Here is a 13187-nt window from a genome sequence, read left to right as displayed (position 1 = left end):
AGCCGCCCGGACTGGCCACCTTCGGCCCGTACCGCTATCTCCTGCGCATGACTCAGTCCCCTGCCCCCATCGGCGTCGCCGTCTTTCCCGTCACTCCGCTGCAACAGAATTGCACCCTGGTGTGGTGCCGCAAGACGATGAAGGCGGCCTTGATCGATCCGGGTGCCTCGGTCGATGCCCTCTTGGCTGCCGTCCAGAAACAGGGCCTGAAGCTGGACGCCATCTGGGTCACTCATGGCCATCTGGATCACTGCGGCGGCGTGGCCGACATGCAGGAGAAGACGGGGCTGGACGTCATCGGCCCCCATCCGGACGACCAGTTCTGGATCGACGACCTGGCTCAGCATGGCCTGGCCTATGGCGTACCCGAGGCGCGCCCCTTCACGCCGACCCGCTGGCTGGCCGACGGCGACACGGTCACGCTGGGCGAGACAGCGTGGGATGTCTATCACTGCCCGGGTCACACCCCCGGCCATGTGATCTTCTTCAACCGCGAGGCCCGGTTCGCCCAGGTCGGCGACGTGCTGTTTTCCGGATCGGTCGGGCGTACCGACTTTCCGCGCAGCGACCCCGAAGCCCTGCTTCAGTCCATCGTCACCAAGCTATGGCCCCTGGGCGACGATGTTCAGTTCGTTCCAGGGCACGGCCCGGCCTCGACCTTCGGGGCCGAGCGGAGGACCAACCCCTTCGTGTCGGACGCCGCGATGCAGCGCGCGCCGATCGCGCGCCCTGCATCCGGTCCATCCTGAGCGAGCGGCTTATCGGGACAGCAGCAGCCCGATAATCACGCCGACGCCCAGCGCGATCACGCTGGACTTTACCGGCTCGCCCTCGATGGCGCTACGGACCCGCACGACCCGCGTGCGGCTCCAGTCGGCAGCGGCTTGCGCATCCTCCTGCACCGCGCGGCGCAGCGGCTGGGGGGACCCGAATGTCTTGTCCTCGCCCGATCGCAGCAGGGCATCGGCCTGCCGCTCCAGAGTGGCTGAAGGCGTGTTCAGATCATCGTCTGCGATGTCGGTGCCATAAGGATTTGCGGTCGTGTCTGTCATCGGATCGTCCTGGGTCAGAGCGGGATGGGACTGGATCAATCCACCCGCCACGGACCAGTTCCGCCCCTCGTGTCGATCAGGGTGAACAACCGACGTCCCTGCCCGTTCTTCTTTCCAGAGGAGATCGCCATGACCTTTATTGAACCCACCCCACCCGGAACACCCCAACCCGATATCCTGCCTCCTGACACACCGGGACCAGACATCGACCCTGCCAGCACGCCTGACGAGGTTCCGCCTCTGGAACCCGGTGGCGGCGGAGAAGGCGACTCGCGACCGCATGACGCAGGGTAACGTCCGGCCCCGTTCGCGCTCCGTAACTCTCTCAAATCCGTGAGGTCCCACCCCGGAACCGGACCGTAGGCAGAGGGTTCTTTCACGGACCGTTACAGTTTCTCGAAAGGATGAACCGATGGCTCAAGGACAGCCGACAAGAGCCTCCGGCGTTTCCAAACGCGGATTCGCCTCCATGGACCCGGAGCGTCAACGCGAAATCGCTCGCAAGGGCGGGGCCAGCGTGCCCAGCGAAAAGCGCAGCTTCTCTCAAGACCGCAGTCTGGCTGCCCAGGCGGGCCGCAAGGGTGGTGAGGCTTCGCATGGAACGCGCAACCCCAAGGATGCGCCGCCCGCCGAGTAGCAGGCTGAAGGCAGAAAAGAATCAGGCGGCTTCCGGTTTCGGAGCCGCCTTTTTCATGCCCGCCGTCAGGCGCCCAGCAGGGCCAGGGCCACAGACGGCGCTTCGCCGGTTTCGAACGCCGTGACCGTCCAGCCGGCCGCCGTGGCCAGTTCGCGGACCGTGTCCTCGGTGAACTTGCGCGAACTTTCGGTGTGGATCGTCTCGCCCTCGACGAAGGACACGCGCGTGCCGCCGATGGTCACCTCCATGTCACGGGTGGCGACCAGATGCATCTCCATCCGCTGCGCCTCCGCATTCCAGCGCGCCTCATGTGCGAAGGCGTCCACATCGAAATCGGCTTCGAGTTCGGAATTGGCCCGCACCAGCAGATTGCGGTTGAACGCCGCTGTCACCCCAGCCGCATCGTCATAGGCGGCGATCAGGGCCTCTGGCTCCTTCACCAGATCCACGCCCAGGATGAACAGCGCATCCTTGTCCAGCAGGCTGCGTGCAGACTTCAAGAAGGCGATCGCCTCGTCCCGCTCCAGATTGCCGATCGTCGACCCTGGGAAGAAGCCGATTCGTCGTCCCGAACCGATGCCCTCAGGCAGGGGCGGCATGTGCAGGAAGTCGCCGACCAGCGGCACGACCTTCAGATCGGGATAGCCCTCACTGATGCGTGCGACCGCGCCGTTCAACGCATCGGCGCTGATATCGATTGGCACATAGGCGGCCAGTCCCGGCGCGGCATCCAGGACGATCCGCGTCTTCTCGCTGGCCCCCGAGCCGAACTCGACCAGAACCGCATCAGGCCCGAACAGGTCGGCCCATTTCGGCGCCACCGTGCGCAACAGCGCCGCCTCCTGCCGGGTCGGATAGTATTCCGGCAGGCGGGTGATGTCCTCGAACAGGTCCGAGCCGCGCGCGTCATAGAACCATTTGGGCGAGGCGACCTTGGGCGACTGCGACAGGCCCGCGGTCAGGTCGCGCCGGAACCGGGCCACCTCTCCATCGCGCGTCTTTGCCTCTGCCTGTCTGGGCGCGTCCTCGGCCAGTCGAAGTCCCATGAAGGCCCACCTTTGTTGCGGATAGAAGAAGTTGCGATAGCTGACCCGCCCATGTTCCTCCGGCGTCGCAAAGCTGGAGCCCCGCAATACCATCTGGTTGGCCATGAACTTGCCGTTGTATTCCGAGGCCGTGCCTTCGGTCGGCTGAAAACCCGGATAAGGTCCGTAGGCGCTGGACGTCCATTGCCAAATCTCGCCGAAGGCATTCGAAAAGGCCTCGGGCCGCGAGCGCACGGCGTGTTCCCATTCACCCTCGGTCGGCAGACGCTTCCCGGCCCAGCGCGCATAGGCGTCGGCCTCGTAGAGGCTGATGTGCCGTACCGGAGCCGCCGGATCGACGGGGACGCGCCCTGCCAGGGTCATGACCGACCAACCTTCATCCTCGCGGTGCCAGTACAGTGGGGCTTCCCAGCCCTCGGCCTTCACTGCTGCCCAGCCGTCGGACAACCACAGCTCGGCCCGCCGATACCCACCGTCCTCGATGAACCGCAGCCAGTCACCATTGGTCACCAGATCCGCCGCCAGACGATACGGCTCCAGCCACTGTCGATGCGACGGACCTTCATTGTCGAAGGCAAAACCCTCGGCGTCATGCCCGATCCGGCAAAGCCCGCCTTCGAATGCGACCTTGCCGCCCCGCGCCGCCTCCAGCACTCGCCCTCGCGGCTCCACGGCATAGGCCGCCGGCTCCAGCGGCGAGCGCGACATCAGGTTCAGGATATCCATCAGGAACAGCTCCTGATGCTGCTGATCATGATGAAAGCCCAGGGTCAGCAGATAGACCTGACAGGCATCCAGATCGGTCCGCTCCAGCCAGTCGATCATCCGACGGTCGATCTCGGCCCGGTAGGCCAGCACCTCAGCCAGCGACGGTCGGGTCGTCAGGCCGCGTTCGAAACGGTTCACCCGCTCGCCCAGCGCCTCGTAATAGCTGTTGAACAGGGCCTGCAGGCGAGCATCCACCGGCACATAGCCCGGTTCCTGGCTCAGCAGCATCGCCTCGAAGAACCAGCTCGTATGCGCCAGATGCCATTTTCCGGGGCTGCAATCCGCCATGGACTGGGCCGCCAGATCCTCTGCGGACAGCCCCTCGGCCAGCGCTGGCATGGCCGCGCGTACCGCCTTGTAGCGGTCCACCCACCCCGACGTCGGCGTGGTCGCATAGGCCGCTGATGTCATACGCGCTTGCCCCTTGGGCTGCCGAAAGTTGCGGCAGTCAATCGGTGAACGAGGATGGCCACCCTTCGTTCCTGCCAGATAGTCAGCCTTTTGCCGCAGGCAAGCCCGTCACAGCGTGGCGATGGCTTCAACCAGTTCATCCACGACGTCCGGTTCCGTGGCCCAGGAACAGACAAACCGCACCGAGCCATCGTCGAACATGTAGCAGGCCCAGCCCAGCGCATTCAGCCGCGCATGCGCCTCCTGCGGCATCCTCACGAAGACCGCATTCGCCTCCACCGGGTGCGCCAGCACGAAGGCCGAACGACTTGCGATCCCCTCTGCCAGCCGCCGCGCCATCAAATTGGCATGCGCCGCCCCGCCCTCCCAGTCGCCGCTCTCCAGCAAACCCAGAAACGGCGCTGCCAGGAACCGCGCCTTGGACGCCGTCTGCCCGGCCTGTTTCAACCTGTTGTCGATGCGCCGGGCCAGGGCCTTGTCAAACATCACGATGGCCTCGGTACAGTGCGCCCCCGCCTTGGCTCCGCCGAACACCAGAATATCGACACCTAGCCGCGCGATCTGGGTCAGATCGAACCCCGCCGCTGCCGCATTGGCCAGTCGTGCGCCGTCCATATGCACGCCGAAACCGCGTAGCTTCACGGGCTCGATCAGATGCCGCAACTCCTCCTCGGAATAGACAGCGCCATATTCGGTACACTGGGTCACGCTCAGTGCCGCCGCAGGCTGGCGATGGCCGACCACCGGTTCTTCCAGCGCCGCCGTCAGGGCCAACGGTTCGATCTTACCCGAAAAGCCGGGCAGGCCGATCAAGCCCACGCCGTGCCCGAAGAATCCCGGTGCCCCCGTCTCGTCCGTGCAGATGTGCGCCGCGTGGTGCGCCAGCACCGCTTCGTGTGGCTGGGCCAGCATCGAAAGAGCGATGGCATTGGCCGCCGTGCCGGAAAACACGAACCGCACCTCGGCATCTGCATCCAGCCGTTGGCGTATCTGGTCCGCCGCCCGCTGAGTGATCTCATCCGCGCCGTAAGCCCGGGCATAGCCTGCATTGGCCTCGCCCAGCGCCTTCAGCGCCGATGGGGCCATGCCCGCCGTGTTGTCCGAGCCGAAGTCGTAGCGCATGGGCCTATGGTTCCTTGGGACGCTGTACTGTCACCACAGTCGGCAGGGTATCGCCTTCGTCGCCATAGGGAACGGCGACCTGGTGCGGGAACGGGATTTCGATCCCCGCCGCGTCCAGAGCTTCCTTGCCGGCCTGCATAAGATCGGCTTGCGTCTGCCACCAGTCGCCAGAGTTGACCCAGGCATGCAAGGTGACCTGGACCGCACTGTCCAGCAGCCCGGTTACGCCGGACCAGGGCAGGGGATCACCCAACACCTTGTCATGCCCGGCTGCCACATCGCAAAGCACCTGTCGTGTCCGGGCCAAGTCTTCGCCGTAGCCGACAGTGAAGTTGATTTCGACCCGTCGCGTCGTCTGACCCGACAGGTTCAGGATGACATCGCCCAGAACTTTCGAGTTCGGCACGACAATCTTGTGATTATTGGCATTCGACATCTGCGTGACGAACAGGTCCAGCCGCTGCACGGAGCCACTGACGCCACCGATATCGATCACATCTCCCACCTTGTAGGGCCTCAGGATCAGCAGCAGCACCCCGGCCGCCACGTTTGACAGCGTGCCCTGCAAGGCCAGGCCCACCGCCAGCGAGGCTGCCCCCAGCACCGCGATGATCGAGGTCGTTTGCACGCCCAGTCGCTGCAACACGGCGATGAAGCCGATCACATAGACCAGCACCCGCACCACCTGTACGGCAAAGCTGAGCACCGTCGGATCATGGCGAAAGCCTCTGACCCGGCCCAAGGCGGTCCGCGTAGCCCTCGACGCCCATTTCGCCGCGAACACCGTCGCGACGAGGATCAACATGGCGATCGACAGATTGATCGCAAAGTCGCCGGCCATGTCGGTCAGCTTGGCGATCATGGCAGTATCGACGGCCACGGCCTTCTCGCCGGCGGCCACGGCCTGGGTCACGGTTTCGGTCAGGGAGTTTGAAAGCATGCGGCGGGTTTAACGCCTGTCTCGCGGATTAGAACCCCGAACCTGCCCGGCGCGGCTCGGTTTCTATATCGACCATTGCCGCATTGATGGCCCGAACAAGGATCGGCAACTGTATGGGCTTGGGAACGACCGAGGTCATCCCCGCCGCCAGACATTCCGCCACCTGATGATCCATAGCGTTGCCGGTCAGACCGATGATCGGCACATGGGTACCGACCATTCCGCCCTCACCTCTTCGTATCGCGCGGGTCGCCGCCAGCCCGTCCAGCACGGGCATCTGGACATCCATCAGTATCACCTGGAACGGGCGCATACGCAGGGCATCGATTGCCTCCTGACCATTCTCGACCATATGCGGTCGCGCTCCCAGATGCTCCAGAAGGCTGCGGATGACTGTACGGTTCGTCGCATTGTCCTCGGCCACCAGCACCGAGAAGCTGTCCAGCGTGTCGGCAACAGGCTGCGCGGTTGCGTCGTCAGTCATCTCCGCCACTTCGGCGGGGACAACCAACCGAAACACACTGCCGTGCCCCACGTCACTTTCGGCCTCGAGCCGACCCTTCATCAGTTCCGCCAGTTGCAGACAGATGGCGAGACCCAGACCGGACCCCTCGTGCGCGCGTCGATGCGATCCGTCGGCCTGTTCGAAAGGCCTGAAAACCCGCGCCAGATCTTCAGCCGCAATGCCCGGCCCGGTGTCGCGCACCTCGAACACCAGTTGCCCACCCAGCACGGCGACCGAGACATGAACGCCCCCGTCGTACGTGAACTTGATCGCGTTACCGACCAGATTATCGACCACCTGGCGCAGCCTGACCGGATCACCGCGGAAGGCTCCCGCCACCTCGGGCCCCGCCGACGATGTCAGGGACAGCCCCTTCAACCCCGCCGAGGCGGCAAAGGTGCTGACACTGTCCGATGCGATCTGGGCGGGGTGGACGATGCCGTCCGTAAGTTCCAGCCGCCCGGCCTCGATCCGTGACAGGTCCAGCACCGCATTCAGCGTCCCCAGAAGCGTTTCGCCCGATCGCCTGATCACCTCGACCCGTTCCCGCTGCATCTTGTCCAGCGGATTCATGGCCATCAGTTGCGTCATGCCCAGGATACCGTTCAGCGGCGTGCGGACCTCATGACTCATGGTCGCCAGGAACGTCGATTTGGCCTGCGACGCCGCATCGGCGGCCATACGCGCCGCCTGCAGATCCGCGATCAGCTTTGCATTCTCGGCACAGGATTCGCTCCAGGCACGCCAGACCTCGCCCGCCTGTCGTCCGATCACGACCAGAATGGCGACCAGCAGAGCCATCGATCCCGCCAGCGCTGGCCCCGCCGGAGTCAGCACGTAAGGCCACATGGAAACGACGACGGCGAACAGTGGTGGTGAAATGGCGGTCACGAACAGACGAGGCACCGCGTTGAACTGCGCCATGGCCACACAGATCGACCACGCCTGCAGCATCATGACGACCGCCATGATCGCCGGGCTGTGGGTCGTCACCACTGCCGCGATGGATCCTGCCACGCCAAGGCTGAACCGAGACGCCACGATCGGCACCAACCCACGCACACCCACCCGGGGATCGATGGGTTCAGCGGTCCATAGACGCCGCAGGTGGCGCTGGAACCCCATATCCACCAATGTACCGATACCGCTGGTTATCAGGGCGATCTGCCAGAACCCCAACAGCGCCAGAACCAGCCCGCCCGCCGCCCAAGCCCCGAACAGCAGCCACGGCTCCGTGATCATGGTCGCCAAAGTGATGCGATAGCGATCCGGCATGTCCACGCCGACCTTCAGCGGCGGCGGTTTGGCCAGAAACGACAGATCGGGCACTCTCAACACCTGCAGTCACCGCTCCAACCCTGATCGTCGATATACCACCTCCCATTGCAACCACACTAAGCAAGTTGGTTACCGGACCAGTCTTCCACCGCTACGTTCCAGCGATTCCAGCAGGTGCATCACATCGCCTTGCGTGTTCGCCTCGCGCGCCGGCTTGTCCCAGCGGATGCGGCTGACGCGGGGAAACCGCATGGCCACGCCCGACTTGTGCCGCGTCGACCGGTTCAGCCCCTCAAAGGCAATCTCCAGCACCAGACCGAAATCCGGCTCGGCCTTCACAGACCGGACCGGGCCGAACCGATCGACCGTGTTGTCGCGCACGAACTTGTCGATCTGCTTCAACTCTTCGTCCGTAAAGCCGAAGTAAGCCTTGCCGACCGGGGTCAGCGTCCCCTCCTCGGTCCAGACGCCGAAGGTATAGTCGGAATAGAAGCTGGAGCGCTTGCCGTGCCCGCGCTGGGCGTACATCAGCACTGCGTCGATCACATGCGGATCGCGCTTCCATTTGAACCACGGCCCCTTGGGTCTTCCGCCGACATAGACGCTATCCTTGCGTTTGAGCATCAGCCCCTCAGCCGCCGCCCCGACCGGCGGATCGAGCCGCAGCGGCACCAGCTCCTCCCAGTCGTCGAACTCCACCAGCGGAGACAGGTGCAGCGTCCCCGCCCCGTTGCGCGCCACCAAGGCTTCCAGCCGGGGTCGCCGCGCGGCCAGCGTCAGGCCTCGTAGGTCCTCCCCCTCCTCGGCCAGCAGGTCATAGGCCACGATGGCGGCGGGATACTTCTCGAGCATGGCCGCATCCGCCGTCTTGCGGTTGAGCCGCTGCTGCAGGTCGCCAAACGCCGCAACCTGGCCGTCACGCCAGACGACCAGCTCGCCGTCGATCGCCCCCTCGAAGGACAACCCGGCCATGACATCGGGAAAGGCCGCCGATATCTCGTCGCCCGTCCGGGAATACAGCTTCTGCACTCCTTGTTCGCGCACGGCCTGAACGCGGATGCCGTCCCATTTCCATTCGGCAACATAGTCGGCGGGATCCAGCCGTGCGAAATCCACCGCCTCGTCGATCGCGACCGACAGCATCACGGGCCGGAACCGCCCCGGCGCATCGCCGCTGGGCCGCTCGCTGCGCCCCTCCAGCCAGGCGAACAGGTCCTCATAGGGCGGCGTCAGCGCATGCCAGATTTCCTCGATGTCAGAGGCCGTGACCGGCTCCAGCGACACAGTCCCTTCCCCGCCCTCCGGATCGGGCGGTTCGGCCACCGCGGCCGGTCGCACCATTGCCGCCGCCGTCTTGGCCAGCCGTGCCGACAGTCCCACCCTCAAAGCGCCGGTCATCAGCTTCAGCAGCGCCCACCGCGCCTTGGGCTCCAGCGCGTCCAGCCAGCCCTCCAGCAGGGGCCGGACCTCGGCCCGCGACGCCTGACGCAACGCCTCCACCACCTCCGACAGTTCCGGCTCGCGATTGGGCCGGTGTGCGGGATCGACCGGCCAGATCAGCGCCACTGTCTCGGCCAGGTCGCCGACATAGTCATAGGACCAGCCGAACAGCACCGGATCGACCCGCGCTTCCGTCGCCTTCCTGATCATCGCCGGCTTGGCCGCATCGAACGTCAGGTCGCCCGTCAGCGCCGCCAGCGCCCAGCCCCGGTCGGGATCGGGCGTGACCCTCAGATAGTCGCGCACCAGCACCAGCTTGGCATTGCGCGACGCCGTCAACGACAGACGGTCCAGAAGTTCGGCAAAGGCGCGCATGCGGTTCCGTTCGGCGGCAGATGAGCACCAAACGCGAAAACGCCCCGGAAGTCTCCTTCCGGGGCGCAGTCTCGGTTTTGGACCTGGCTTAGTTGAACAGCCCCGCGATCACGGCCGTGATCAGACCCGTCGCAACGGCGGTCAGAACGACGTCATTGCCGCTGCGGACATAGTGGTAGCCACGGGGCGGCTGACGCAGGCCATAGCGGCCGTAGTCGCTGACGACGTAGCGGCTGTCGCGATACTGGACCGGCATGCGCTGGCCATAGGACCACTGACGAACCGCATAGCCGCGCGGAGCGACATAGCGAGACGCATTGTAGCGGCGCTGCGACTGCTGCCAGCGGGCATACTGGCGCTGATCCTGACGATATTCGCGCCGGTCCTCGCGTTGGTCCTGACGGAATTCACGACGGTCTTCGCGGTAGTCGCGGCGGTCGTCGCGCTGTTCGCGGCGATCCTGACGATCGTTGCGGGACTGTGCGTCGGCGGCGGTGGCGACGCCCATGGTCGAGCCGGCGATCACGGCAGCCAGCGTAGCGGTGAGGATCTTGTTCATGGTGGGCTCCTTAGGCGGTCGAACCATTTCGACTTGACCCCACAATGCCGGAGCGCCCCTGAGGCAGGTCTGAACAGCTTTGCTCAGCTCCCATTCATGCAGCGGCCGAGGTCTCTCCGCTGTCCACAAGGCTTCGAACGCCTGCACGGCCACCTCCAACGCGGTTCATGACCCGCGCCAGTGCTGCAAAATCGATCGGCTTGTTCAGATAGGCGTCAGCCCCGGCCTCCAGTCCCGCCTCGTGGTCCTCGCGCCGGGCAGAAGCAGACAGCACTACAATGGGGGTTTCCGCGTTCAGACCTGCAACGGCGCGAATCGCGCGTGTCGCCGCCAATCCGTCCATCACCGGCATGTTGACGTCCATGACGATCAGGTCAAAGCGCTGTCCAGACGCGACATCCACCGCGACCTGGCCGTTTTCGGCGGTCGAGGACGCATGCCCCGCCGACCCCATCCACGCTTCCAGAATCATGCGGTTGACGGGATGGTCCTCGACGATCAGGACGTGCAGCGCCCGCCCGTCATCGATGTCGGCGTGGATGGGTTCGGCTGCGGCCTGGCTTGTCCATTCCACCACCTCGGCCTCGACCGAAAATGTGAAGGTCGAGCCTTGGCCCACGGTAGATTCCACAAGGATATCGCCGTGCATGATGTTGGCCATGCGCCGCGCGATGGTCAGGCCCAGGCCTGTTCCGCCAAATCGGCGCGTCGAAGAGGCATCGACCTGGGTAAACGGCTGGAACAGCCGCTCCAGATCGTCGGGAGCAATCCCCGCCCCTGAATCCGTGACGGCGAAGTCGAACCGGACCCGGTCATCCGCCAGACGTGTTCCTTTAACGACATAGCGAATCTCGCCCGCGTCGGTGAATTTGACGGCGTTGGACAGAAGATTGTGCAGAACCTGACACACACGAAGCGGGTCCCCGCGCACTATGGACGGCACTTCGCCCTCGAAGCGCGACACGAAGGTCAGCCCCTTGGCTTCAGCCTGGGCCTGGAAAGGACCTGCTGCGCGCTTGTGCAAATCGTCGCTGACGATGTCGACGACCTCGAAGGTCATTCGACCCGCCTCGATCTTGGTCATGTCCAAGATGTCGTTCAGCAGGCTTAGAAGATTGTCTCCGGAATTTCGGATGATCGACAGATACTCGCGCTGACTGGCTTCCAGCCGCGTCGATGCCAGCAGTTGTGCGGCCCCAAGCACGCCATTCATGGGGGTACGCAGCTCATGCGAAATGACCCCAAGGAAGTTGGACTTGGCATCGCTGGCCGCATTGGCCCTGTCGCGTGCAGCCTCCAATTCCGCGATAAGATGAGCCTGATGCTCCTGAAAGGCCGTGATCCGGTCTTCGCGTAGCATCGTCATGGTCACCAGCACGAAAAGGCCCGCAGCGATAAAGGGCACTACCGCCAGGAATGACCAGAATAGCGGCGTCCCCCACAGAGACACCAGAATGATCAAGGCTGCGGCACCATAGGGCGAGGAGATCACAACCGCCTGGCGCGGCGAACTGCGCAGCTGCGCAAAAACCAGGACATAGCCGGATATCAGCAACGCCATCGCCAGCGGGTGTCCGAACGGATGGCCAGAGAACCATGCCAGCAAAGGCGCGACGGCCCAGGCCGCCGTTGTCGCGGTGGCCACGATCGGGAATACCATGCCCCAGCCAGAGCCGACACGGGCACTGACGCCCTTCTCGACCTGACCACGCAAAGCCCCTGCCGCAACGGTCCCGACGAACCATATCGACGCATTTACCGGTCCCACGGTCGCCAGAAGGCCCACGGCCCAGCTGGCAATGATCAGATAGCGCAGATACTGAGTTTGCAGGATCGCGCGCAGGGCCTGGGCAGCTTCGCCCGGGCGCTGTTCACCCGCCAGCGCCTTGCCGATCCCGTCCGATTCAACCATCACCCGTCCCGCAGCCGCTCAACCCCAGATGTCAGGCTACGGACAACCTTCTAAGACGGGGTGAACGGCGTGATATGACTGTTCGCTGCCTGCGCAAATCCTCTATCGGCCGGTGTCGGCCTCTTCAGCGGGCGTCAATGCCTTTATGGAAAGGGCATGGACCGGCCCCGCCAACTGATCCCGCAGCAGGGTGTTGATCGTCCGCTGACGTTGTACCCGCGCCTGACCCTCGAAGGCGCTCGACACCACCGTCAGATTGAAGTGGCTCTCCCCGCCCGGCTGGGCGTCCATCCCCCCTTCATGATGGTGTCCGGCGTGTCGCGCGCTGTCGTCTTCCAGCTCCAGACGGGTCGGCGACAGGGCTGCGGTCAGTTTTTCGCGGATAATCGTCGCAATCGGGCCATCTGGCATGGTCTTGTCCTTGTTGAAGTCCAAATCAGCCTTACACTTCGTGCGATGCCGAACGACTTTCAATACAAGCCCCGCTTCACCGACATGCGGATCAAGCCGCCCCGCCCCGAAGAGGAGGCGGCCAAGGCCGATGTCCTGCATCTGAAGCCGGGCCAGAAACCTTGCAACTGGCCCGACTGCCGTCAGGCCGCAACCGCCCGTGCGCCCAAGTCGCGCGAGCGGCTGAATGACTTCTACGATTTCTGTCAGAAGCACGCGGGCGAATATAACAAGAGCTGGAACTTCTACGCCGGCATGTCCGAGGCCGAGATTCGCGCCGCCAAGGAAAACGAGGCCATGACCGGCGGTCGCCCGACCTGGGAGATGAAGGCCGGGGCCAATACGCGCGAGGCCGCCGCCGATGCCGCCAAGCGGGGCAAGTCCAAGGTCGATCCGGGCACCTGGCGCGACAGCTTCGGCCTGTTCGGTCGCCGAACCCAGGAACAGGCCTCGCCCGCCGGTGAGGATACCCTGCGCCTCGGCAAGCTGGAACGCGCCGCCTTGGCCGACCTCGATCTGGACGCCCGCACCGACAAGGCCGGGGTCAAGGCCCGCTACCACGAGCTGCTCAAACGCTTCCATCCCGACCTGAACCAGGGCGACCGTGGTGCCGAGATCAAGCTCCAGAACGTCATCAAGGCCTACAAGACGCTGAAGAAGGCCGGGCTGGCGGCCTAGCATTGGGCCGGGTC

At 64.7% G+C, this 13187-nt stretch carries 12 protein-coding genes; 3 read left to right on the top strand and 9 right to left on the bottom strand.

Going from position 1 to position 13187, the window contains the following annotated elements; translation table 11 throughout:
• Positions 1–47: 47 nt before the first annotated feature.
• Entirely contained in the window at positions 48–749 is a 702-nt protein-coding gene (locus WC585_RS12895; RefSeq protein WP_373258389.1) for an MBL fold metallo-hydrolase, read from the top strand.
• A 9-nt stretch (positions 750–758) separates the two neighbouring features.
• Here the strand turns inward: WC585_RS12895 and WC585_RS12890 are convergent, their stop codons facing one another.
• Entirely contained in the window at positions 759–1052 is a 294-nt protein-coding gene (locus WC585_RS12890; RefSeq protein ID WP_373258388.1) for a hypothetical protein, read from the bottom strand.
• A gap of 412 nt (positions 1053–1464) precedes the next feature.
• On the opposite strand from WC585_RS12890, the gene WC585_RS12885 reads away from it, so the two are divergent.
• Positions 1465–1689 carry a general stress protein gene (locus WC585_RS12885; protein ID WP_373258387.1) on the top strand — a complete coding sequence of 75 codons (225 nt, stop codon included), beginning with the start codon at positions 1465–1467 and terminating at the stop codon, positions 1687–1689.
• 65 nt (positions 1690–1754) lie between these two features.
• Here the strand turns inward: WC585_RS12885 and egtB are convergent, their stop codons facing one another.
• From egtB to WC585_RS12845, 8 genes are all read right to left on the bottom strand, one after another.
• Positions 1755–3914: an ergothioneine biosynthesis protein EgtB gene (gene egtB, locus WC585_RS12880; RefSeq protein ID WP_373258386.1), complete on the bottom strand. Its 2160-nt coding sequence runs from the start codon at positions 3912–3914 to the stop codon at positions 1755–1757.
• A 108-nt stretch (positions 3915–4022) separates the two neighbouring features.
• Positions 4023–5036 carry a low specificity L-threonine aldolase gene (locus WC585_RS12875; RefSeq protein WP_373258385.1) on the bottom strand — a complete coding sequence of 338 codons (1014 nt, stop codon included), beginning with the start codon at positions 5034–5036 and terminating at the stop codon, positions 4023–4025.
• A 4-nt stretch (positions 5037–5040) separates the two neighbouring features.
• Positions 5041–5976: a mechanosensitive ion channel family protein gene (locus WC585_RS12870; RefSeq protein WP_373258384.1), complete on the bottom strand. Its 936-nt coding sequence runs from the start codon at positions 5974–5976 to the stop codon at positions 5041–5043.
• A gap of 28 nt (positions 5977–6004) precedes the next feature.
• Positions 6005–7810, bottom strand: a complete 1806-nt coding sequence (locus WC585_RS12865; RefSeq protein WP_373258383.1) for an ATP-binding protein — start codon at positions 7808–7810, stop codon at positions 6005–6007.
• A gap of 78 nt (positions 7811–7888) precedes the next feature.
• On the bottom strand, positions 7889–9574 hold the full coding sequence (locus WC585_RS12860; RefSeq protein ID WP_373258382.1) for a cisplatin damage response ATP-dependent DNA ligase: 1686 nt from the start codon (positions 9572–9574) through the stop codon (positions 7889–7891).
• 88 nt (positions 9575–9662) lie between these two features.
• Positions 9663–10133: an RcnB family protein gene (locus WC585_RS12855; RefSeq protein WP_373258381.1), complete on the bottom strand. Its 471-nt coding sequence runs from the start codon at positions 10131–10133 to the stop codon at positions 9663–9665.
• Between the two features lie 94 nt (positions 10134–10227).
• The gene (locus tag WC585_RS12850) at positions 10228–12045 is read right to left on the bottom strand and encodes an ATP-binding protein (RefSeq protein ID WP_373258380.1); all 1818 of its coding nucleotides are present in this window, start codon (positions 12043–12045) and stop codon (positions 10228–10230) included.
• Positions 12046–12147: 102 nt separating this feature from the next.
• Entirely contained in the window at positions 12148–12456 is a 309-nt protein-coding gene (locus tag WC585_RS12845; RefSeq protein ID WP_373258379.1) for a BolA family protein, read from the bottom strand.
• A 45-nt stretch (positions 12457–12501) separates the two neighbouring features.
• Between WC585_RS12845 and WC585_RS12840 the strand changes: the two genes are divergently transcribed.
• Positions 12502–13173 (top strand): J domain-containing protein, encoded by a 672-nt coding sequence (locus tag WC585_RS12840; RefSeq protein WP_373258378.1) that lies wholly within the window; start codon positions 12502–12504, stop codon positions 13171–13173.
• Positions 13174–13187 lie beyond the last annotated feature (14 nt).

This window comes from Brevundimonas sp. (assembly GCF_041648055.1).
Taxonomy (GTDB): domain Bacteria; phylum Pseudomonadota; class Alphaproteobacteria; order Caulobacterales; family Caulobacteraceae; genus Brevundimonas.
The sequence above is the reverse complement of the archived record's forward strand: the minus strand, read 5'-3'. Positions and strand labels throughout refer to the sequence as shown.